The organism is Flavobacterium branchiophilum FL-15, assembly GCF_000253275.1.
Taxonomy (GTDB): Bacteria; Bacteroidota; Bacteroidia; order Flavobacteriales; family Flavobacteriaceae; genus Flavobacterium; species Flavobacterium branchiophilum.
The window spans coordinates 2,079,147-2,103,182 of sequence record NC_016001.1 but is presented as its reverse complement, the minus strand read 5'-3'; the positions used below and the strand labels follow the sequence as shown (position 1 = coordinate 2,103,182).

General features: G+C 31.9%; 16 protein-coding genes. 8 read left to right on the top strand and 8 right to left on the bottom strand.

The window, feature by feature from the left end; all coding sequences use genetic code 11:
• Positions 1-60 precede the first annotated feature (60 nt).
• Together FBFL15_RS09035 and FBFL15_RS09030 are read left to right on the top strand one after the other, a co-directional pair.
• Positions 61-1,041 (top strand): GSCFA domain-containing protein, encoded by a 981-nt coding sequence (locus FBFL15_RS09035; protein ID WP_014084305.1) that lies wholly within the window; start codon positions 61-63, stop codon positions 1,039-1,041.
• 35 nt (positions 1,042-1,076) lie between these two features.
• Positions 1,077-2,072: a hypothetical protein gene (locus tag FBFL15_RS09030; RefSeq protein ID WP_014084304.1), complete on the top strand. Its 996-nt coding sequence runs from the start codon at positions 1,077-1,079 to the stop codon at positions 2,070-2,072.
• Positions 2,073-2,336: 264 nt separating this feature from the next.
• Here FBFL15_RS09030 and FBFL15_RS09025 read toward each other — a convergent pair whose 3' ends face one another.
• The 6 genes from FBFL15_RS09025 to thrA form a co-directional block, all read right to left on the bottom strand.
• Entirely contained in the window at positions 2,337-3,047 is a 711-nt protein-coding gene (locus FBFL15_RS09025) for a YebC/PmpR family DNA-binding transcriptional regulator (RefSeq protein WP_014084303.1), read from the bottom strand.
• Between the two features lie 41 nt (positions 3,048-3,088).
• Positions 3,089-4,120, bottom strand: coding sequence for an LIC11966 family surface protein (locus tag FBFL15_RS09020; RefSeq protein WP_014084302.1), 1,032 nt, complete (start codon positions 4,118-4,120; stop codon positions 3,089-3,091).
• Between the two features lie 67 nt (positions 4,121-4,187).
• The gene (gcvT, locus tag FBFL15_RS09015) at positions 4,188-5,282 is read right to left on the bottom strand and encodes a glycine cleavage system aminomethyltransferase GcvT (RefSeq protein ID WP_014084301.1); all 1,095 of its coding nucleotides are present in this window, start codon (positions 5,280-5,282) and stop codon (positions 4,188-4,190) included.
• Between the two features lie 316 nt (positions 5,283-5,598).
• Positions 5,599-6,891 carry a threonine synthase gene (thrC, locus tag FBFL15_RS09010; protein WP_014084300.1) on the bottom strand — a complete coding sequence of 431 codons (1,293 nt, stop codon included), beginning with the start codon at positions 6,889-6,891 and terminating at the stop codon, positions 5,599-5,601.
• 28 nt (positions 6,892-6,919) lie between these two features.
• Positions 6,920-7,843: a homoserine kinase gene (locus FBFL15_RS09005; RefSeq protein ID WP_014084299.1), complete on the bottom strand. Its 924-nt coding sequence runs from the start codon at positions 7,841-7,843 to the stop codon at positions 6,920-6,922.
• A 328-nt stretch (positions 7,844-8,171) separates the two neighbouring features.
• Entirely contained in the window at positions 8,172-10,619 is a 2,448-nt protein-coding gene (gene thrA, locus FBFL15_RS09000; protein WP_014084298.1) for a bifunctional aspartate kinase/homoserine dehydrogenase I, read from the bottom strand.
• A 435-nt stretch (positions 10,620-11,054) separates the two neighbouring features.
• Between thrA and hutH the strand changes: the two genes are divergently transcribed.
• The gene (gene hutH / locus FBFL15_RS08995) at positions 11,055-12,560 is read left to right on the top strand and encodes a histidine ammonia-lyase (protein WP_014084297.1); all 1,506 of its coding nucleotides are present in this window, start codon (positions 11,055-11,057) and stop codon (positions 12,558-12,560) included.
• A 334-nt stretch (positions 12,561-12,894) separates the two neighbouring features.
• Here the strand turns inward: hutH and FBFL15_RS08990 are convergent, their stop codons facing one another.
• Positions 12,895-13,257: a DUF2200 domain-containing protein gene (locus tag FBFL15_RS08990; RefSeq protein ID WP_014084296.1), complete on the bottom strand. Its 363-nt coding sequence runs from the start codon at positions 13,255-13,257 to the stop codon at positions 12,895-12,897.
• Positions 13,258-13,412: 155 nt separating this feature from the next.
• Positions 13,413-13,889, bottom strand: coding sequence for a DinB family protein (locus FBFL15_RS08985; RefSeq protein WP_014084295.1), 477 nt, complete (start codon positions 13,887-13,889; stop codon positions 13,413-13,415).
• Between the two features lie 389 nt (positions 13,890-14,278).
• Here FBFL15_RS08985 and FBFL15_RS08980 point away from each other — a divergent pair, with 389 nt between their 5' ends.
• The 5 genes from FBFL15_RS08980 (at position 14,279) to FBFL15_RS08960 (ending at position 24,029) form a co-directional block, all read left to right on the top strand.
• Complete coding sequence (locus FBFL15_RS08980) at positions 14,279-16,513, top strand: M20/M25/M40 family metallo-hydrolase (protein ID WP_014084294.1); 2,235 nt, start codon at positions 14,279-14,281, stop codon at positions 16,511-16,513.
• 185 nt (positions 16,514-16,698) lie between these two features.
• A complete protein-coding gene (locus tag FBFL15_RS08975) occupies positions 16,699-19,239 on the top strand; it encodes an ATP-dependent Clp protease ATP-binding subunit (protein WP_014084293.1) in 2,541 nt (846 codons plus the stop codon).
• A 95-nt stretch (positions 19,240-19,334) separates the two neighbouring features.
• On the top strand, positions 19,335-20,267 hold the full coding sequence (locus tag FBFL15_RS08970; protein WP_014084292.1) for a peptidylprolyl isomerase: 933 nt from the start codon (positions 19,335-19,337) through the stop codon (positions 20,265-20,267).
• A gap of 464 nt (positions 20,268-20,731) precedes the next feature.
• Entirely contained in the window at positions 20,732-23,101 is a 2,370-nt protein-coding gene (locus tag FBFL15_RS08965) for a TonB-dependent receptor (protein WP_014084291.1), read from the top strand.
• A 94-nt stretch (positions 23,102-23,195) separates the two neighbouring features.
• Entirely contained in the window at positions 23,196-24,029 is an 834-nt protein-coding gene (locus FBFL15_RS08960; RefSeq protein ID WP_014084290.1) for a DUF4249 domain-containing protein, read from the top strand.
• Positions 24,030-24,036 lie beyond the last annotated feature (7 nt).

Genomic DNA, 24,036 nt, shown 5'->3' with positions numbered 1-24,036 from the left:
AAGGCTTTTTTATTGTAAATTTCTGTTGTTTCTTTGTGATTTATTCTGAATTATCAAAATATGCAATTTTCTACCAAAATACAAATCCAGCCCAATACTTTTCAAATAGAGTATCACTCCAACTTGTTATTGTTGGGGTCTTGTTTTGCTCAAAATATAGCTCAACAATTAGATTTTTATAAATTCAAATCGGTTTGTAATCCATTCGGCATAATTTTCAATCCCATTTCAATTCAAAATTTATTAGAAAGAGCGATCAATAATGTAGAATTTACAGAAAATGATGTGTTTTTTCAAAATGATTGTTGGCATTGTTATGAAATACATTCGGAACTAAATCATCCAAATGCCATGGATTTTTTAAAAAATTGTAACCAAAAACTATTGGATTTGAAAAACCAAGTGCAAATTGCAAATCATATAGTAATTACTTATGGCACATCATGGGTATATCAATTGAAAGAAACTGCCACTGTGGTTGCCAATTGCCATAAAATGCCTCAACAACTTTTTGAAAAAATAATATTATCCATAGCAGATATAGCACAAAGCATTCATAAAACAATAGAAATGATCCGTTTTTTAAATCCTAATTGTAATTTTATATTTACAATATCGCCTGTTAGGCATTTGAAAGATGGATTTATCGAAAATCAAATCAGTAAATCGCATTTAATTGCAGCCTTGCACCAGGTATTGTTTGAAACAAACAACCCCAAAAACTATTATTTTCCAGCATTTGAAATCCTTTTGGATGAGTTGCGGGATTATAGATTTTATGCAAATGACATGCTGCATCCCAATGAATTAGCTATTGAATATATTTGGAATCATTTTGTAAACACTTGTATATCAAAAAGTTGTGAAAAAACGATGCAACAAGTATATAAAATTCAAAAAGGCTTACTTCATAAACCATTTAATATCAATTCTGAATCGCATCAAAATTTTTTAAAGAAATTATCATCCGAAATCAAACAATTGCAAACAATATACGGATTTATTGATTTTGAAATAACATCAAATAAAAAAATAGTGTAAATTTGCAAAATTAATAATCAGATAAAATAATCCCAATGACCAAATTTATACTAAAATTTACATTAATACTAGTTTTTATTACACCAAAATACTTTGCACAAGGTTCTGGAGACCAGGGTGTTACGAGTATGGGGTCGATAGTACCATCCAATAGTTTTCAAAATGACGAGCATTTTGTAAGTGTCGATTTAGGCTATGCAACAGGTAAGAACAATGTAACATTAATTAGCCAATCATTTACATATTCAAACAATTTTCAAGAAAATTTTGCTACACAATTCAGACTAAAAACAAGCTATACATCTGGTGTTTTGGCAAAAGTATTTACTTTGAACGAGATCAATTTTAATAGTGATTATCATTTGAATAAAAATGGTGATTTTATTAGCGATATTAATTTTGGAACGCTTATTACTTTGAACTTTGCCAAAAAAGAAGTAGAAAACCCAGCTAATGGTAAAAAAACCATTTTGCCTATGGAATACCAAGGGAATAGAGGTACATTAGACATTTTTGTGGGTTATACATTTGCAAATGACTATTTTAATGCCAGTTTTGGATACATTCAGCCTTTGACTATTAGAAATCGAAATTATTTTTTTCCAAGCTATTGGGGACTTGGGTTGGATAAAAATAATCCTGAAGATCAAGCCATAGTTTCAAATTATTATCATGCTACAAACGAAATTAAATATTCTAGCGATTTTTATACCAGATTAGGATATAAAGTCATCAATACTAGCGACATGTTTTTGAACTTGGGTATTACTGGTTTTTATAGACTGAGAAATGATCGGTACAACAATACAAATAATGGAACCAATCCCTATTATCCAGGAAATGGCTACCACGATGTTGAAGGCACAAAAGGTTTATCAGCAAATGGGGTGGTTCAATTTAATTATCAATTGAAAGATCAAATAGAAATTAGAGTATATGCTGGTGTACCAATTGTAAAGAAAGATTTATATACTGATAGTTTAGAGCGAAAATTTTTCATCACTCCTTCATTGATTTGGAAGTTGAATTAAAAAAAAAGATTTGCCTTAAAATTATATCGAAAAAAGAATATTTATTTGATACTAATAACTTTATTATATACGTTCAATAGCGTTAGGGATAGCAGTGGAAATCCTTTTTTGCCCCTCTTTTTGGGGCAAAAAAGATTGAAACGAATAGCCCGACCCTTGGGGAACGCCCCAAAATATAATAGATATGACGTACTGAATTTTTGAATGTTTGTCAAAAAAAAATCCCAATTTTACATAAAAATTGGGATTTTTTTTTAAATGTCTTTATTCTTGCATGGTATGGTAAACGTTCATAACATCATCATCTTCTTCTATTTTTTCTATAAGTTTTTCTACGTCAGCAATTTGATCTTCTGTCAATTCTTTTGTAATTTGAGGAATTCTTTCAAAACCAGAAGATAAAATTTCTATTTTTCGGTTTTCCAGTTCTTTTTGAATGGCTCCAAAACTTTCAAACGGGGCATAAATCAAAATACCATCTTCGTCTTCAAATACTTCTTCTGCACCAAAGTCAATTAATTCTAATTCTAATTCTTCGGGATCTAAATTATCTTTAGGCACTCTAAAATTGCAAGTATGATCAAACATAAATTCTACGGAGCCTTGAGTTCCCAGTGTTCCATTACATTTATTAAAATAGCTTCTAATATTGGCTACAGTTCTATTATTATTGTCAGAGGCGGTTTCAATTAATAATGCAATACCGTGTGGAGCATATCCTTCAAAAAGAATTTCTTTATAATTGGCAGTATCCTTGTTGCTGGCATTTTTAATGGCTCTTTCTACATTGTCTTTTGGCATGTTTGCCGCTTTTGCATTTTGAATAACGGCTCGTAATCTGGAATTGGCATCAGGATTTGGCCCACCTTCTTTAACGGCCATCACTATGTCTTTTCCAATTCTTGTAAATGTTTTGGCCATTGCAGACCAACGTTTCATTTTTCTACCTTTTCTAAATTCAAACGCTCTTCCCATCTTGTGTTATACTATGTATTTTATTATAAATTATTTTAATGTTAATCTAAAGGAGTGTATTTATCTATAAATGATTTTTGATTTTCTTCCCAGCTTTGTTTGATCACTTTTCTTTGCACATTGAATCTGGAATTCAAACTGTTGTAATTTGTAATCGAAGTATTTAATTTTTTTAATAAATCGTTATACATGAGGATATCAGTTTGTGTTTTATTTTTTATTTTTGTTTTAAAAATATTATCGTAATCTGTAAAATTTTTATAATTTGTAATATATTCATTAATAGTTGGGAGCAACATTTTAATTTCATTATCATACATGGTTACAATGTTCAATACGGTTTTTTTCAGTGTACTGTCATTTTTATAATCGCCAATGTTGTTTAATTTTACTTTAGCATCTTCTACATATTTTTTGAAAAAGTCAGCATTTTTACGATATTCTTCATAATTTTTACTGTCAAAATCGGAAGTCATTTGACTTTCAGTAATATTACATTTAAAAAATATAAGATATAATGATTTTGAATAATCAAAAAATTCATTAGATTCGGCAAGTTTTTTACCTACTTCAGAATTGTTTTTAATAATTTTTAGGCCATGATTTTGAGCAAATATTTTTTGCTCTTCATTTAGTTTTGCTACTTCAGCTGACATTTTCTTTTTAAAAATATTTTCGGCCTCAATATAGGTTTCCATATTTTTTAATGAAAGTGTAGAAGCAGGATATGTATTTATCAATTCACCATAATCATTTTTGATATACAATTGAATATTATTCAAATAAATTAATAATTTGTCTCTAAAAGTAACGTCTCCTTCAAAACCTCTGTCTAAATTTTTAATTTTGATTTTGATACCCTCTAAACTTCTTACAAATGAAAGTCTTTCTTTTTCAATCCGATCATGGTTTAGTGTAGCCAATGTTTTGTTCAATTGCCAAGTGTGCATGGCTACTACTTGTTGAATTTCTCCTATTCTATTCAAATAAACCGTCGGGTTTTTATAATCTTGTCCCAAACAAGATATGGTAAAGTTAATAAATAAGGCAATAAAAAGTACTACTTGTTTCATAATAAGTGTTTTTTAATTTTAAGAGTAACATAACGTAACAGAACTTTAGATTTGAATTATTTTATTATTATTGACTTTCTATTATTTTTAAAAAAGGTAGTTTAACTACTTTTGCTAAAACATTGTTTTTTCTAATTTTAATAAAAATTTCATGACCTATTGTGCTATTTTGTGAGGTTACATATCCTAATCCAATGCCTTTATTCAGAGATGGCGACATTGTTCCCGAGGTTACAATTCCTATTTGATTGCCTTGTGCATCTACAATTTCATAATCATGTCTTGGAACTGCTCTTTCTTGCATATCAAATGCAATTAACTTTTTTGAAACTCCTTGTTCTTTTTGTAATTTTAATGCTTCTGAATTGATGAATTTTTTATTAAATTTTGTAATCCATCCTAATCCTGCTTCTAATGGCGAAGTGGTGTCGTTGATGTCGTTGCCATACAAGCAAAAACCCATTTCTAATCTTAAAGTATCGCGTGCTGCTAACCCAATTGGTTTGATATTGAAAGGTTTTCCTGCCTCAAATACTTTTTTCCAAATGGTTTCTACTTCTGAATTTTTGCAATATATTTCAAATCCACCAGCTCCCGTATAACCCGTTGCCGAAATCATGATATTTTCAAATCCTGCAAAATCTGCTATTTGAAAGTGATAATAGGCAATTTGAGACAAATCAACACTCGTCAAACACTGTATGGCTTCTATGGTTTTTGGTCCTTGAATGGCCAATAATGAATAGTCGTCTGATGCGTTTACCATTTTGGCATCCATATCATTATGACTGGATATCCAATTCCAATCTTTTTCTATATTAGACGCATTTACAACCAATAAATAGGATTCATCTGCTATTTTATATACCAACAAATCATCTACTATACCGCCCGTTTCATTTGGCATACACGAATATTGTACTCGTCCGTTTGTAAGTACAGCAGCATCGTTTGAGGTAACTTTTTGAATTAAATCTAAAGCATTTTTTCCTGTTATCAAAAATTCACCCATGTGAGACACATCAAATACACCAACTCCATTTCTTACAATTTCGTGCTCTGCATTGACTCCTTCATACAATATTGGCATATTAAATCCAGCAAATGGAAGCATTTTTGCACCTAAAGCTTCATGTATAGTTGTTAAAGCAGTATTTTTCATAAATGTATCTTTATTCGTTATAGGTTGTTTTTTTATATTCTCTTTTTATTGTACCAACAGTTTTTTGTGCTATTTGGGTCCAAAAAAAACTTTTTTTTTAACTTTTCAAAAATATTATTTATTTTTAAATAAGAGGTTTTTTTTTGTTAAATTTTAAACTTTTTTTTAATTTCAAATACCTAAAAACTAAGGTTGATTTTTTTTGCAAAATTATCGAATTTTAATCAATTATTTAAAAATATGGATTTTTTTTTTTAATAATCAATTTTAATATATTTTATTAAGAAATCATTAATCAAACACCTATTTTTGTGTGTTATAAATCTAAGAAATTTTTCAAATCGTTGTATGTTCTTATTGGTGTTTTTACTTTTTCCTTGTTCAATACGCTTTCAATTTGTTCAGGTATGTCTAACTTGGTATTTAATATGGGTTCTACAACATCTAAAAATTTGATTGGATGTGCTGTTTCTAAAAAGATTCCAATTGCTCCTTCATGATTGGGCATTTCTTTTTTCAAACCTAAATAACCTACAGCACCATGTGGTTCTGCAACATAACCTGTTTTACTATAAACGTCCTTTAAAATTTGCGCTGTTTCTAAATCATTATAGGAAAAAGACGAAAAATCTTTTGAAAATTCATTCAAATCATGTTGGTACATTTCTTGGATTCTAACAAAATTGCTTGGATTACCAACATCCATTGCATTTGACATTGTAGCTTTGGATGGCTTTGGGTTGTAAATGCCTGTGGATAAATATTCGGGCACTGTGTCATTTATATTGGTAGCCGCAACAAAATGTTTGATTGGCAATCCTAATTTTTTGGCCATGATACCTGCACAAATATTGCCAAAATTGCCACTAGGACATGAAAAAACCATTTGCTTGCCCATAGATTTTAACTGTTTGTAAGTAAAAAAGAAGTAAAACATTTGTGGCAACCAACGTGCAATATTAATCGAATTGGCCGAAGTTAAGTTATGGTGGGCCAAGGTGTCGTCTAAAAAGGCTTTTTTTACCATGTCCTGACAATCGTCAAAAACACCTGCCACTTCTAGCGCCTGAATGTTTTGTCCCAAGGTAGTCAATTGTCGTTCCTGAATGTCGCTTACTTTTCCCGAAGGATACAAAATCACTACTTTTACGCCATCTACACCCAAAAAACCACTTGCAACAGCTCCACCTGTATCGCCCGATGTGGCTACTAAAACTGTATTTTTTGAGTTGGCATTATTTTTATTAAAATAGCCTATACATCTCGACATGAATCGGGCACCAACATCTTTGAAAGCCATAGTTGGCCCATGATAGAGTTCTAATGAATAAATACCTTCTTCTACTTTTACAGTCGGAAAATCAAAACACAATGTTTCTTTGATAATTTGTTTCAAATCCATTTCAGGAATTTCGTCACCAACAAATTGCCTAATGACCTCAAAAGCTATGGTTTCGTTAGACAAATTTTCTATATTTTCAAAAAAAGTAGTCGATAATGGGGTAATTTTTTCAGGAAAATACAACCCTTTGTCTGGTGCAAGTCCTTGTATAACAGCTTCTTGAAAACTTACTTGGGCTGCTTGTCTATTTAAGCTATAATATTTCATTGTAAAAAATAATTTGTGTTAGTTGTGTTTATTCAATTATAGTAACGCCAGCCGCATTGATTTTGGATACATGAATTTCAAACGGAATGGTAGTTTTTTCAAAAATTGTTTGCATGCCATTGGCTACTTTTTGAGCCGTGTCAAATCCTTTGCTTAAAGCAAAAATTGAGGGGCCAGAGCCAGAAATACCAGCTCCTAAAGCTCCGTTTTCGAGAGACAATTTTTTAACCTCTTCAAAATTTGGAATAAATTTACCTCTCAACGGTTCTACTACTACATCGTGTAATGAACGGCTAATGAGTTCATAATCAGAGGTGTACAATCCAGCAATTAATCCTCCAACATTGCCCCATTGTGTAATGGCACTTTTTAAGGAAATCATGGGTTGTAATACGGCCCTCATTTCAGAGGTTTTTAATTCTATTTGCGGATGGATGACCGTAGCCCATAACTCATTTGGACTATCTATCCGAATGACATCTAGCGGGTTATAACCCCGAACAAGCGTAAATCCACCCAAAACACATGGTGCAACATTATCGGCATGTTCGCTACCACTAGCCACTGCCTCGCCTTTCATTCCAAAATCTACCAATTGGTGTTTGGTAAACGGCCTACCCAAAAGTTCATTTATTCCAAAAACGGCTCCTGCTGCACTAGCAGAGCTACTTCCAATACCGCTTCCTGCTTTTATTTTTTTATAAATTTCAATTTCAAAACCATAAGCTACATCTACGGCATTATAGATAGCCAATGCTGCTACTCCAGCCACATTTTTTTCTGTTTCTAGTGGCAATTGTGCCCCTTCTATTTTTGAAATTTTAATGCCCTTTGCTGTGGTTTTTCGGATAACCATTTCGTCGCCAATGTTTTCTAAACAAAGTCCTAATACATCAAACCCACATGATAAATTGGCTATGGTAGCAGGGCAAAATATTTTTATTTCATTCATAATGGAATATATTTTATAGCATGTTATATTATTATTTTATTTTTAAATCCTTCATTAATAATGTATTATACTTTATAATTACATTAATTGTGTTGTATTTATAAATAAAATACCATACTAATTGATTGATATAACGATTTTCAATTTCATAAATTAGGAATAGAAAACCATTATTTTTTACTTACATATTTTTATTTTGCAAAAAAAACAAATTTTTTCAAAAAACACAATATTATATTTAAAATTAATTTGTAATTTTTCTTACGTAAAATATTGTGTTTTTGGATGTTAATTTTTTGTAATACACTAGTTACAATTTTTTATTAGCTTATCTATTGCCAATTCTAATGACATCTGCAAATATTCCAGATGCCGTAACGGCTGCCCCAGCTCCAGCTCCTTTTATCAACAAAGGTTGTTCGACATAACGGTCTGTAAAAAATAACACGATATTGTCTTTGCCTTCCAAATTATAAAATGGATGATCTGAAGGTATTAATTGTAATCCGACATTTGCTTTTCCGTTTTCAAATTGGGCTACATACTTTAATCGACAGTTTTTTGAAACGGCATTTTTATAAATATTTTGAAAATGCTCGTTATTTTTAATTAAAGTTTCAAAAAATTGTTCATTTGAGGTAGTTGCTAAACATTCTTGTGGAATAAACGATTCGTTTGCAATGTCTTCAATTTCCATTTGATAACCACTTTCTCTAATCAAAATTAGAATTTTTCGGGCCACATCTACTCCGCTCAAATCAATTTTTGGATCGGGCTCTGTAAAACCCTGAACACCAGCTTCTTTTACAACTTCATGAAATGGGTTATTCTCATTAAAATTATTAAAGATAAAATTCAAACTTCCCGACAATACTGCCTGAATCTTGTGTACTTTATCGCCCGAAGCTATCAAGTTTTTTAGTGTATCTATTATTGGTAAACCCGCACCCACATTGGTTTCAAACAAAAATGGGGCATTAAATTTTCGAGACAATGTTTTGAGTTCGTTGTAGTTTTGATATTGAGACGAACAAGCAATTTTATTGCAAGTAACTACAGCAATATTTTTTTTCAAATAATCTTTATAGTTTTGAGCTATGGCAGCATTGGCAGTAATGTCCACAAAAATACTGTTTCTAAAGTTCAAGTTTTTTACTCGTTCAATAAATACTTCTTGATTTGCTATTTCACCTTTTTGTAAACTATTTTGCCAATCTTTTAAAGCAATACCTTCTTCGTCAAAAAGCATTTTTCGAGAATTTGACAAGGCAATAACTCTCAAATTAATTCTAAGATTTTCTTTTAAAAATTTCTTTTGTTGTCTTATTTGTTCTATAAATTTTTCACCAACATTGCCAACTCCCATCACAAAAAGGTTCAATTGTTTGGCATTATCTTCAAAAAAAGTTTCATGGATTGCGTTTAGTGCTTTTTTTACATCTTTTTCCTCAATTACAACAGAGATATTTCTTTCAGAAGCTCCTTGTGCAATGGCTCTAATGTTTACATTATTTTTGCCAAGAGTGCTAAACATTTTGCCACTAATACCTTGATGGTTTTTCATGTTTTCGCCAACAAGTGCCATGATACATAAATTTTGTTCTACCAAACAAGGGTTGATTTTATGTTGGTTGATTTCAATTTCAAAGGCTTTATTGATGGCTATTTCGGCTTTTTGAGCATCGTTATTTAAAATTCCAATACAAATGGAATGTTCTGAAGACGCTTGAGTAATAAAAATGACATTTACATTTTCATGGGACAAAACTTCAAACAAACGTTTAGACGAACCAGAAACTCCAATCATTCCTGGGCCTTCCAAAGTTAATAAACTGATGCCGTCTATGTGTGAAATTCCTTTAATTGGATTTTCATTATCTGCAGCTTTCAAAGTAATTAATGTTCCAGCAGCTTCTGGATCGAAAGTGTTTTTAATCCAAATTGGAATGTTTTTTTTCAAAACAGGCTGAATAGTTGGCGGATACAAGACTTTGGCCCCAAAATGTGATAATTCCATAGCTTCTTGATAGGAAATAGTATCGATGGGTTTGGCTTGCTTGACTATTTTTGGATTGGCAGTAAACATACCATTTACATCTGTCCAAATTTCTAACTCAGCAGCATGTATGGCACCCGCTATGATGGCTGCGGTATAATCAGAACCTCCTCTGCCTAAAGTTGTTGCAAATCCATCTACAGATGAGGCAATAAAACCGGGCATTAATGTTATGTTAGCATTTGATTCCTTAAAATAGGATGCTATTAATGGATTTGTAATGTCAAAATCAACGGCTGCTTTTCCAAAATGGTTGTTGGTTTTTATGAGCTCGCGACTGTCTTTGAAAGTGGCATTATTTTGACGTTGTTGTAATGATTTTGCAATGATTTGAGATGAAAATAATTCGCCAAATCCTAAAATTGTATCCGCTGTTTTTGCAGATAATTCACCAAGGAGGTAACAACCGTCTAAAAGGGTTTTGAGATGGGATATGTTTTTTTGAATGAGCTCTAATAGCGCTTGTTGTGCCTCTTTGTCAATCAAATTCAAAATGGCTTCTTGGTGTTTTTGTAAAATTTGTTCTACAATTTTTTCGTAATCTTTATTATTAGCAGAGGCCAATTGTGCCGATTGTACTAACAAGTCTGTAACACCACTTAAAGCAGAAACTACTACGACCAATCGGTCATTTTCCGATTTTTTTTCTACAATATCAAGGGCTAAATTTATATTTGTTGCGTTTGCTACGGATGTACCGCCAAATTTTAAAACTTTCATTTTATTTTTTTATATAAAGGATTTATTAAGTATATCATACTGTCGAATTGATTTTTTCGTTTGTTGAAAAAATACATAAAATGGATTATATGATGAATTTATACCCCTAATGGGGTAATAATAATTGTTGTAGCAATAATGGCAACCAAAATAGTGGCTGCATTATAAGAAGTAAAAAAGTTGCTACAAAAGTTCATTTCTAGGATATCAAAATTGATGAAGCAAAAGTAGGGTTTAATTTTTGTTTTCAAAAACATTCACTTTACTTTTGCGAATATATTAAAATTGATTGGTTATAAAGTAGTTATTTTAAGTATATGTAAATTTAACTCCTTAATAAATATAGAAAGCGAAAATATTTTTAAATATAATTAACATATTATTTGTTTATTTGGATAGATTTATGGAATTTTGGACTTTAATTCAATCAAAAAAATGGACAACACACATTATATTTCATCCGAAATACTAACGCTTCAAACAATTCAGGATCTGGTATTGGAATCAAAAAAAATAGCATTGTCTGAAGAGGCCGCTTTTCAAATAAAAAAGTGTAGAACCTACTTGGACGAGAAAATGGCTCAAAATACAGCCCCAATTTATGGGATCAACACGGGTTTTGGTTCGTTGTGTAATGTGAAAATTTCAGAAGAAAATTTAACAAAATTACAAGAAAATTTAGTTAAATCACATGCTTGTGGCACGGGAGATCCTGTTCCAACTGAAATTGTTAAAATCATGTTGTTTTTAAAAATTCAATCCTTAAGTTATGGACATTCGGGGGTGCAGCTTCAAACCGTTGAAAGGCTAATTGATTTTTATAATCATGATATTTTGCCCGTAATATATACCCTTGGTTCACTTGGTGCCTCTGGCGATTTGGCTCCTTTGGCCCATTTAGCATTACCACTTTTGGGCGAAGGCGAAGTGGTTTTTCAAGGTCAAAAAACACCAGCAGCCACGGTGTTGCATCATTTTGGTTGGCAACCTATTGTTTTGCAATCAAAAGAAGGGTTGGCTTTGTTAAACGGGACCCAATTTATGAGTGCTTATGGTATATATTTAACTTTAAAGTCAATAAAAATGGCTTATTTGGCCGATTTGATTGGCACCATTTCTCTTGAAGCTTTTGACGGACGAATAGACCCTTTCAATGAATTGATCCATTTGGTTAGGCCGCATAAAGGACAAATTGTTACGGCAAACCGTATCCTTGCATTTTTAGAAGGAAGTGAGATAATTGCTCAAGAGAAAAATCATGTCCAAGATCCATATTCTTTTAGATGTATGCCCCAAGTACATGGAGCATCAAAAGACGTAGTTGATTATTGTAAGAAAGTTTTTAAAACAGAGATTAACGCTGTTACAGACAATCCAAACATTTTTGTCGATCAGGATCAAATTATTTCAGGAGGCAATTTCCATGGACAACCATTGGCTTTAGCACTTGATTTTTTGGCTATTGCATTGTCTGAATTAGGAAGTATTTCTGAAAGACGAATATTTCAATTAGTGTCTGGATTAAGAGGTTTGCCTTCTTTTCTTGTAAGTAATCCAGGATTAAATTCAGGGTTTATGATTCCGCAATATACCGCTGCAAGCATTGCAAGTCAAAACAAACAATTGGCAACTCCAGCCAGTATAGACAGTATTGTATCGTCAAACGGGCAGGAAGACCACGTGAGTATGGGGGCAAATGCTGCCACCAAGGCTTTCAAAATCATGCAAAATTTAGAACGAATTTTAGCCATCGAATTGATGAACGCTTCACAGGCTCTGACTTTTAGACACCCTTTAAAATCGTCTGGTTTTATTGAAATGTTTGTAAAATCATTTAGAGAAGTTGTGCCAATTGTTGAGCAAGATAGGATATTGCATTATGATATTGAAAATGCAATAGCTTTTTTGAATAGTTTTCAAATAGATGATTTGGATTTGTAAAATGGAATTTTTTTAAGAAATTTTTTACATAAAAAACGCATTCGATTACCTTATGGTATCGAAAAGGACATTGCTATATGTATTTGTAAGTTTATTTTAATTAAAATTAATGTAAGTATTTACGTGGTTAATTTCTATTTTAATATTGCAAACGGAACCCATATCAATAGAGGCCATATCAAAATATTAAAACGGGAATAAAGTGCTATTGGCATCGAAAGTGGCACTTTGGATGTCCTGTAGGAAGCAATTTATTTTGTCAAATATTTTAAAATGAAATTTATAATATTTTCATTAAATAAAATAATTATTTATTAATTTAAAATTAAAAATACTATTTTCTTAATATTTTGTCTAATGATTTTCCTTTGGCTAATTCATCAACAAGTTTATCTAAATACCGAACTTTTTGAACTAATGGGCTTGCAATGTCTTCTATTCTATAGCCACAAATAACCCCTTTGATAAGTTTTGCATTTGGATTTAGTACTGCATGATCAAAAAAAGTTTCAAAATTAATGTTGTTTTTTACGTGCTGTTGTATGCAATTTTCATCAAAACCAGTAAGCCAAGTAATGATGTGGTCCAAGTCTTTTTTGGTTTGGTTTTTCTTTTCAATTTTTGCTACATATAGTGGATAAACTTTTGCAAATGTCATTTTTGCTATGCGTTCTTCTTGTTTTTTTAAATCAACCATATTTTTTTATTTAATATATTTCTAATGTATTAATAAATTTTAGATTATTTTTATGATGAAAAAATAAAAATTTATTTTAGTCTAATTCGTATCTAAAGTGATAATTTATTAACTAATAATGATAAAAAATTAAATTTTTTTATCATATTAAGCTGTTACTTATTATTTTTTTGTAATAATTTGTTAATCAAAACAATTTGTCCTAAATGATAATAACTATGCTCAATAACCCCTTCAATATTTCGGATCATACTTCCATATTGATCGTCAAAAAATGGTTGTTCAAATACACTTTCATCTAAATTTTCAACTAAAACAGAAAATTTTTCGGCATGATCTAAAAATATTCTTATCATATTATTCCAATCAGCATCAGATTGTATGGGCGGACAATCAAAACTAAAAGCATCGCTGATTTCAATTTTTCCGCTGTCAAATGCATTTAACAATCCTTCTAAATAATAATTAATATGAAATATTAATGCCGCAATGGTATTGAGATTGTCTAATTTTTGTGTTGCCTGTTGCCAATTGGTAAGTTCCAATTGCGTTTTAAAATTGGTATTGGCTATCCAATATCCGTCTAAATAAACCGCTCGAAGTCGATCCGATAAATAGGTACTTAATTTCATATTTTTTGTATAAATTATTTTATAAATAAATCAATTTATGGTTTAATTGTTTAATTTTTGTATTGTATATTATCAACCTAATTGTTGTTTTTTACTTTTTTAAACACATATTATTCACAGTATTTAGTAAGAAAAATATATTTAATTAATAAATTGATATTTTTTTAACAAAAATACAAATAATGTCTTAATTAAAAAAAGGATAGGGTCTTTTGAAATCATGCTAAAGATTAAAAAAAGCGACTATACAGGAAAAAAATAAAAATTTTATTTTAAATGTCCTTTGCTATTGAATTATTTGTTTTAAAAAATTGAAATATTATATAATTTTTAATAATTTTGCAATATAACCACCGAGGTCTTGTATTTTGAATTAAAATTTATAAACTATGAACTTAAAAAAAATAGTATTTGTATGTATTTTATTAATATTTAATATTATTAATATTTCTTATTCACAAGAAAAGAATTTAAAAAATATCAAAAAACTTACTTTTGGTGGCGATAATGCAGAAGCGTATTTTAGCCCAGATAGTCAAAAACTAACCCTACAAGTTACCAATACTACAATTGGAGCTGCTTGTGATCAAATTTATTTACTGGATTTACAACAAAAAAACCTTAATACCAATAGTTTGCAACGCATTTCAAACGGCAAAGGAAGGACTACTTGTTCTTATTTTATGCCCGATGGCAAACATATATTATATGCTTCTACCCACGGAGTTTCAGAGCAATGTCCTGCACCACCAAAGGCTAAAGATGGTAAATACCTTTGGGCTGTATATCCTGAATTTGATATTTATATTGCTGATTTACAAGGAAATATAGTTAAACAATTGACCAACTCTCCAGGATATGATGCGGAAGCTGTGGTGTCGCCCGATGGAAAAAAAATAGCATTTACAAGCATTAGAAGTGGTGATTTGGAATTATGGACTATGAATATTGATGGATCAAATTTAAAACAAATCACAAGCGGTTTAGGATACGATGGAGGCAGTTTTTTTTCGCATGATAGTAAAAAACTTGTTTTTAGATCATCAAGACCCAAAACAACCCAAGAAATCGAAGAGTATAAATCGTTGTTGAGCGAAAATGTAGTGGCACCTACTGAAATGGAAATATATACTTGCAATGTTGATGGCTCTGATTTGAAGCAAATTACACATTTAGGCAAAGCCAATTGGGCTCCATTTTTTCATCCATCAGACAAAAAAATAATATTTTCTTCCAACCATCATGCCACAAGAGGCTATGATTTTCAGTTGTATATGATAGATACAAATGGTGAAAATTTAAAACAAATTACTTTTGAAAGCGAGTTTAATGCCTTTCCTATGTTTTCGCCCGATGGTAAAAAATTGGTTTTTTCGAGTAATAGACAACAAGACAAACCCAGAGAAACCAACGTTTTTATTGCAGATTGGGTAGAAACAGACGTTATGGAACAAGTAAATAGCACAAATGTAAAATCACATATCAGTTATTTAGCTTCCGACGCCTTGAAGGGCAGATTGACGGGGTCGAAGGAAGAAGCAATTGCGGCACAATATTTAGCAAATGAGTTTAAAAAAATAGGTTTAAAACCATTGAAAGACAAGTCTTATAGTCAAAAATTTCATTATAAGTTCAATACAAATCCACACGATACATCAGTATCAAATGGCCAAGAAATTATAGGACAAAATGTCATAGGCTATTTAGACAATCATGCCTCCAAAACAATTATTATTGGAGCACATTATGATCATTTAGGTTTAAATGAACACCATCATTCTACAAAAGCCAATTCAGAAGGCGAAATTCATAACGGAGCAGATGACAATGCGTCTGGAGTAGCTGGAGTTTTGGAATTGGCCAGAATACTAGCTTCCAATACAACGCAAGAACAAGCCAATTTTGTATTTGTTTTATTTTCTGGAGAAGAAGACGGGTTAATGGGTTCTAAACATTTTGCGGAACAAGTTAAAAGTAATTATCAAAATTGTGTTTCGATGCTTAATATGGACATGATTGGAAGGCTTAATGCTAAAAAAGAACTTACAATTGGAGGAACGGGTACTAGTCCTTTGTATAAAAGTATAATCGAAAAAAATAAACCAGCGGGATTTCATATCACTTTAGACGAAAGCGGCGTAGGGCCATCAGATCATACCTCTTTTTATCTGAAGGATATTCCAGTTTTATTTTTCTTTACGGGTACTCATGAAGACTATCACAAGCCAAGTGACGACGAAGACAAAATCAATTATTTTGGGGTATCGACTATTATCGACTATGTTTTTAGAATAACGGATATGTTAGCAAATGCTCCTGAAATTCCATTTACTAAAACAAAATTAAATGCAGGAAAAACAACCGCAAAATATAAAGTAACACTAGGCGTTATGCCAGATTATACAGACCATGGCGATGGACTTCATATAGACGGGGTTACAGATGGCAGACCTGCCCAATTGGCAGGTATTTTGTCTGGAGATGTCATTACAAAAATCGGTACTTGCGAAATAAAAGAAGTGTATAGTTATATGGAATGTTTGGCATTATATAATGCAGGAGATGAAGTAAGTGTTACTGTTAAAAGAGGTTTCGAAATAAAAACTTTTCTTGTGAAATTTTAATTTAATTAAGTTTTTTTTAAATTAAAATAGCATACACAATTTTATTTATCAAACAGTTTTTAGTAATACAAATTTGGGAAAATTCAATATATTAAAAGATAGAAAGCAAAAGCATGTTTGAATAAGGAATGGTTTTTGTATATTTGTATTAAATTAAATCAAATCACATCAAGAAATAAATTATCATGGATGAAAACTTTTCGCCTAGAGTAAAAGACGTTATTGAAATTAGTCAAAGTGAAGCTTTACGCTTGCGTCATGATTTTGTTGGAACAGAACATTTCATGCTTGGAATATTGCATATTGGAGCAGGAAAAGCGGTTGAAATTTTAAAAAATTTAGATGTTGATTTAGAAATTTTAAAACATAAGTTTGAAATTTTAAGTCCGGCAAATCCAATTTTTGAAACAAATTTGAATAAAAAATTGCACTTAACCCGCCAGGCCGAGCGTGCTTTGAAAACTACCTATTTAGAAGCAAAAGTTTTTCAGAGTTCATCCATCAATACAGCCCATTTATTGTTATGTATTTTAAGAAATGATGGAGATGCCACCACAAAATTACTCAATCGAATGAATATCGATTATGATGCAGCAAAAGAACAATATATCAATATGACCCCAAAACAAGAAGAATTTTTAGAGAATTTACCTCAAAATGATGCTTTTGGCGACAACATTGGAAACGATGACAACAGCCGTGAAGCTAATTTTAATAATCCAGTATCTAGAACCAATAAAAAATCGAAAACCCCTGTTTTAGATAATTTTGGAAGAGATTTAACCGAAATGGCAGAAGAAGGCAAATTAGACCCAGTTGTTGGTCGAGAAAAAGAAATCGAAAGAGTGTCTCAAATTTTAAGCCGTCGTAAAAAAAACAACCCGTTATTGATTGGTGAACCTGGAGTAGGTAAATCTGCAATTGCCGAAGGTTTGGCATTGCGAATTATTCAAAAAAAGGTATCTCGAATTTTGTTCAACAAGCGTGTAGTTACACTAGATTTGGCAACACTTGTAGCAGGAACAAAATACCGAGGCCAATTTGAAGAGCGTATGAAAGCAGTAATGAACGAACTTGAAAAAAATGATGATATTATTTTGTTTATAGACGAAATTCATACCATTGTTGGAGCTGGTGGAGCCGCAGGATCGTTGGATGCTTCTAATATGTTTAAACCTGCTTTGGCTCGTGGCGAAATTCAATGTATTGGTGCTACTACTCTAGACGAATACCGACAATATATAGAAAAAGATGGTGCTTTGGAAAGACGTTTTCAAAAAGTAATTGTAGAACCTACAACTGTGCCAGAAACGATTACAATATTGAACAACATCAAAAACAAATACGAAGACCACCACAATGTAACTTATACGTCTGAAGCCATCGAAGCATGTGTAAAATTAACAGACCGTTATATGTCTGAAAGGTTTTTGCCAGACAAAGCGATTGATGCACTAGACGAGGCAGGATCGAGAGTGCACATTACAAACATAGAAGTGCCAAAACAAATAATTGATTTTGAACGTCAATTAGAAGACATCAAGGTATTGAAAAATGAAGTCGTGAAAAAACAGAAGTATGAAGAAGCAGCACGATTGAGAGACGACGAAAAAAGAATTGAAAAAGAATTGGCTATTGCTCAAGAACAATGGGAAACGGATGCCAAAAATAATAAAATTGTAGTTACAGAAGATAATGTTGCAGATGTAGTATCCATGATGACAGGTATTCCTGTAAACAGAATAGCCCAAACAGAAAGTAACAAATTAGCCAAATTACCAGAACTCATACAAGGTAAGGTAATTGGACAGGACGATGCTGTCATGAAAATTGCACGGTCTATTCAACGCAATAGAGCAGGACTTAAAGACCCAAACAAACCCATTGGATCGTTCATCTTTTTAGGACAAACAGGTGTTGGAAAAACACAATTGGCCAAAGTGATTGCCCGTGAATTATTTGATGCAGACGATGCCTTAATCAGAATCGATATGAGTGAATATATGGAAAAATTTGCTATCTCTCGATTAATTGGTGCTCCTCCAGGCTATGTTGGTTATGAAGAAGGTGGTCAATTGACAGAAAAAGTAAGAAGAAAACCATATTGTGTAGTACTTTTGGACGAAATAGAAAAGGCCCATCCAGATGTGTTTAATATGATGCTCCAAGTACTCGATGATGGTTATTTGACAGACAGTTTAGGGCGAAAAATTGATTTTAGAAATACCATTATTATCATGACTTCTAATATTGGTGCCAGACAATTGAAAGATTTTGGACAAGGCGTTGGTTTTGGTACGGCAGCCAAAATTTCACAAGCCGATGACAATTCTAAAAGCATCATAGAAAATGCACTAAAAAAAGCATTTGCACCTGAATTTTTAAATAGAATAGACGATGTCATTGTTTTTAACGCATTGGAAAAACATGATATAGATAAAATAATAGATATTGAATTGTCCAAATTATATGCTCGAATCAAAGATTTAGGCTATCAATTAACGATGTCTGACAAAGCCAAGTCCTATATTGCCGACAAAGGTTTTGACAAACAGTTTGGGGCCAGACCGCTTAAAAGAGCCATTCAAAAATATGTAGAAGACGCATTAGCTGAAGAAATCATTACCTCAAAAATAGACAGTGGCGACGACATTTTTATGGATTTAGACGAAGCCAATCAAACTTTGTTTGTTCAGGTACAAAAAGCAGAAGAACCTACTAATTAGTAGGTTTTTTGCTCAATAATCTTTACATAAATTTTTATTTTCATATTTATAATACTAAATTTGCCTTTTTTAAAAAAAACAATAAACAATTAGCAATGGAAAACGGAATATATGCTAAATTCAACACTTCAAAAGGAAGTATTTTAGTAAAACTTACACATGATCTAACACCAGGAACAGTAGGCAATTTTGTTGCTTTGGCCGAAGGTAATTTAGAAAATAGCATCAAACCACAAGGTACAAAATATTATGATGGATTGAAATTTCATAGAGTCATTCCTGATTTTATGATTCAAGGAGGATGCCCTCAAGGTACTGGAACAGGCGGCCCTGGATACAAATTTGATGACGAATTTCATCCCACTTTGAAACACGATCAACCAGGCGTTTTGTCTATGGCAAATGCAGGCCCTGGCACCAATGGATCTCAATTTTTTATAACCCATGTAGCAACACCTTGGTTAGATAACAAACATACCGTTTTTGGTCATGTAGTTGAAGGTCAGGATATTGTAGATGCAATTGCACAAGGTGATGTGTTGGAACAATTAGAAATTATTCGTCAAGGCGACGATGCCCAAAAGTGGAATGCTGTGGAAGCTTTTAGAGTTTTTGAAGGATCAAGAGCTAAAAGAGAAGCCCAATTGAGAGCAGAGGCTGAGGCTAAAATGGAAAAATTAGCCGCAGGATTTGAAAAAACAGCAAGTGGTTTACGTTATCAAATGATTCAAAAAGGCTCTGGAAAAAAAGCCGAAAATGGCAAAACGGTTTCTGTTCATTATGCGGGTCAATTAGAAGACGGTAAAGTATTTGACAGTTCATATACTCGCAAAAAACCAATTGAATTTCCGCTGGGACGTGGACATGTTATTGAAGGTTGGGACGAAGGTATTGCCTTATTGCAAGTTGGCGACAAAGCCCGATTTGTAATTCCTTCTCACCTTGGCTATGGTGCCAACGGAGCAGGGGGGGTAATTCCTCCAAATGCTACCCTTATTTTTGATGTAGAATTAATGGATGTAAAATAATAAATGTTGCTTATAAAACCTAATCATTTCTTGATTAGGTTTTTTTAGCTAAATTTTAAATAAAGAAACAAATAGCATTAATATTTTTTGGGCGTTACCACAAGGGTCGGGCTATTCGTTCCAAACAACGTTCATTGAACTCCAAAAGAAATGAAATATTGTGAAATAATCTTTTTTGTGGCAGAAAAAGCCTCAAAAAATGATTTCCACTGCTTTCCTCAACGCAAAAACACTGCTATAATGGAACTAACCTTTATCATTATAATAGGAGTGAAGCTTGAAGTCTTATAAATTAATTAACAATACCATTAAATTTTAATGTTGTTTGGTAAAATGAAATAAAGTAATGATTGTACTTAATATTTGTAAATGATAAAAACTTTGACAAAGATTACTGATATAAATTAATGCTTAACCAAACGTCATTGCTATATGAATGTTAAAATATTAAAATCAAATATATTATGAAATTTATTAAAATAGTATTTTTACTTACGGTAATATTATTTTCATTTGAAGCATTTTCACAAGAAAAATATACCCTAAGTGGTATTGTTGCCGATGCTCAAAATAACGAAACTTTGATTGGTGTAAATGTAGTGGTCAATGCAAAATCTACTGCTGTTACCAACGAGTATGGGTTTTACTCGATAACATTGCCCAAAGGAACATACAAAATAAGTATAAGTGCTATTGGCTATCAAACGATAGAGCAACAAATTGAACTTACTCAAAACACCAAAAAGAATGTTGCATTGTTGCCAAGCGAAGAGGTTTTGAAAGAAGTAGTAGTTGCTGAAAAAACATCCACCAACACCCGAAAACCAGAAATGAGTGTCAATAAACTGTCTATCGCAAACATCAAAAAAATGCCCGTGGTTATGGGCGAAGTAGATGTAATCAAATCATTATTGTTTTTGCCTGGTGTAACCAATGCGGGCGAGGGAGCCTCTGGATTTAATGTTAGGGGTGGGGGGGCAGACCAAAATTTAATCCTGCTAGACGAAGCAACCATCTATAATTCATCACATGTTTTTGGATTTTTTTCTGTTTTTAACCCTGATGCCATAAAGGATTTAAAATTGTATAAAGGAGGAATTCCTGCCCGTTTTGGCGGCAGAGCCTCGGCCGTTTTGGATATTTATCAAAAAGATGGCAACAGCAAAAAGTTTGAAATGAATGGAGGTATTGGCTTGATTACCAGTAGATTATTAGCCGAAGGACCCATAGTAAAAGACAAAGGATCTTTTTTAATTGGAGGTAGAGCGTCGTATGCACATTTGTTTTTGAAATTAGCAAACAATAAAAATGTAGCCTATTTTTATGATTTGAATACCAAATTAAATTACAAACTCGACAAAAACAACAGTTTATATTTATCGGGCTACTTTGGTCGTGATGTTTTTTCGTTAAATCAATCATTTACAAATACTTATGGGAATGCTACTTTAAATTTGAGATGGAACCATCTATTTAATGATAAATTATTTTCAAATCTATCATTAATTTATAGTGATTATTATTATGGTTTAATACTAGATTTTATTGGATTCAATTGGGATTCTGGCATTAAAAATGTAAATGTTAAATACGATTTTAAATATTATTTATCAAATAAAACCAAATTTAATTTTGGAGCCAATGCTATTTATTATCATTTTAATCCAGGAACAATTGCTCCATCTGGCAGCAATTCGTTTATTAATTTCAGACAATTAGACAAAAAATACGCATTTGAACCAGCAGTATATTTTGATGCAGAGCAAAAAATCAATTCAAAGTTAGCCATTCAGTATGGATTACGCTATAGTATGTTTTACAGAATTGGTGCTTCCAAAGAAAATATTTACTCAAACGACAATCCTGTATTATATGATGCTAATTTGAAAATTTATCAAAAAGCAACACCAATTGCTTCACAGGATTTTAGCAAAAATCAAATCATGGCTTCTTTTAACAATTTAGAACCCCGATTTGCTGCTGCTTATGAAATCAACGACAACGAATCTATTAAAGCAAGTTATAATAGAATGGTGCAATACTTACAACTGATTTCCAATACGGCATCGCCAACACCGCTAGATGTTTGGACACCAAGCGACCGTTATATACACCCGCAACTAGCAGATCAAGTGGCAATTGGGTATTTCAAAAATTTTAAGGACGATGCTTATTCACTTGAGTTAGAAACTTTTTATAAGAAAATTAAAAATAGAATTGATTACATAGATGGAGCCGATTTGGTAGCAAATGAGGCATTAGAACAAGTGATTTTGAATGGTAAAATGCGATCTTATGGTTTGGAATTTTTAATACGAAAAAACACTGGTAAATTAAATGGTTGGTTGGCATATACTATATCAAAATCAGAACAACAAACTCCAGGAAGAACGGCAAGCGAAATAGGAATCAACAACGGCAATTGGTACAAATCAGCTTATGATAAACTGCATAATTTGGCTGTAACAGCTTCGTATAATTGGAACAAAAAATGGACTTTTGGTGCCAATTTTACATTGCAAAGCGGACAACCCGTAACCTATCCAAATGGACAATACCAATTTCAAGGCATTGTAGTGCCTAGTTATGGTGCCAGAAACGAAAATAGATTGCCTGCTTACCACCATTTGGATCTATCGGCCACACTCACTCCAAAATCGGCTAGTGTAAATAAATGGAAAAGCGAATGGGTTTTTAGTATTTATAACGTATATGGACGAAAAAATACAGCTTCGATGAGTTTTAATCAAAATAGTGAAACGGGCAATAACGAGGCTGTAAGACTTTCTATTTTTGGAATTGTACCTTCTGTTTCGTATAATTTTAAATTTTAATTATTACATTTATTATACCTTAAATTAGGATGATAAATATAAAAAAAATAAGAATATTTTGTTTTAAATAAAATAATAATAAATAACATTAATTATGAAAAAAATATTTCTAAAAACGAGCATTTTGTTCAGTTTGTTTTGGTTGATCGGATGCCAAGATGTTGTAGATGTCAAGTTGGATACTGCCACTCCAAAATTAGTAGTTGATGCTGTAATCAAATGGCAAAAAGGCACTTCTGGAGCTACACAAATGATTAAATTATCTACAACAAATGATTATTATAGCAATACTGTGCCTGTAGTTTCGGGAGCTACGGTGTATATAACTACAAATAATGGAACAACCTTTAACTTTATTGAAACAAATGCTAATACGGGTGTGTATATATGTAATAATTTTGTACCAATTATAAATCAAAATTATCAATTGTATATCCTATATAAAGGCGAAACTTATTCTGCAACTGACAGGTTGATGGCAGCACCAAGTTTTAATACTAATGTAGAACAAATAGAATTACCGGGGTTTGGAGGTACAAATGTTATTCAAGTGAAATGTTTTTTTCAAGACAATCCTCTTGAAAATAATTATTATTTGACGGGTGTCAAACAAGATATTAAAGTAACAACGGATTATAGAGCCATAGACGACAAATTTTTTCAAGGCAATCAAATGTTTCGTTTTTATACTGATATAGATTTGAAAACAGGCTCCATTTTGCAATACAGTTTGCAAGGTATTTCATTAGAATATTATAATTATATGAATAAATTGATAGAAGTTTCGGGCTCAAGTGGTGGTAGCCCTTTTAGTACACCTCCTGCTACTTTGAGGGGTAATATTACAAATCAAACCAACGAATCAAACTATCCTTTAGGCTATTTTTCCTTGGGCGAAACTGATAATTTAACCTATACGGTTCAATAAAGTGATT

Coding starts and splice junctions, on each gene's coding strand:
- FBFL15_RS09035 (WP_014084305.1), top strand. CDS start 61: ATGCAATTTTCTACCAAAATACAAATCCAGCCCAATACTTTTCAAATA.
- FBFL15_RS09030 (WP_014084304.1), top strand. CDS start 1,077: ATGACCAAATTTATACTAAAATTTACATTAATACTAGTTTTTATTACA.
- FBFL15_RS09025 (WP_014084303.1), bottom strand. CDS start 3,047: ATGGGAAGAGCGTTTGAATTTAGAAAAGGTAGAAAAATGAAACGTTGG.
- FBFL15_RS09020 (WP_014084302.1), bottom strand. CDS start 4,120: ATGAAACAAGTAGTACTTTTTATTGCCTTATTTATTAACTTTACCATA.
- gcvT (WP_014084301.1), bottom strand. CDS start 5,282: ATGAAAAATACTGCTTTAACAACTATACATGAAGCTTTAGGTGCAAAA.
- thrC (WP_014084300.1), bottom strand. CDS start 6,891: ATGAAATATTATAGCTTAAATAGACAAGCAGCCCAAGTAAGTTTTCAA.
- FBFL15_RS09005 (WP_014084299.1), bottom strand. CDS start 7,843: ATGAATGAAATAAAAATATTTTGCCCTGCTACCATAGCCAATTTATCA.
- thrA (WP_014084298.1), bottom strand. CDS start 10,619: ATGAAAGTTTTAAAATTTGGCGGTACATCCGTAGCAAACGCAACAAAT.
- hutH (WP_014084297.1), top strand. CDS start 11,055: ATGGACAACACACATTATATTTCATCCGAAATACTAACGCTTCAAACA.
- FBFL15_RS08990 (WP_014084296.1), bottom strand. CDS start 13,257: ATGGTTGATTTAAAAAAACAAGAAGAACGCATAGCAAAAATGACATTT.
- FBFL15_RS08985 (WP_014084295.1), bottom strand. CDS start 13,889: ATGAAATTAAGTACCTATTTATCGGATCGACTTCGAGCGGTTTATTTA.
- FBFL15_RS08980 (WP_014084294.1), top strand. CDS start 14,279: ATGAACTTAAAAAAAATAGTATTTGTATGTATTTTATTAATATTTAAT.
- FBFL15_RS08975 (WP_014084293.1), top strand. CDS start 16,699: ATGGATGAAAACTTTTCGCCTAGAGTAAAAGACGTTATTGAAATTAGT.
- FBFL15_RS08970 (WP_014084292.1), top strand. CDS start 19,335: ATGGAAAACGGAATATATGCTAAATTCAACACTTCAAAAGGAAGTATT.
- FBFL15_RS08965 (WP_014084291.1), top strand. CDS start 20,732: ATGAAATTTATTAAAATAGTATTTTTACTTACGGTAATATTATTTTCA.
- FBFL15_RS08960 (WP_014084290.1), top strand. CDS start 23,196: ATGAAAAAAATATTTCTAAAAACGAGCATTTTGTTCAGTTTGTTTTGG.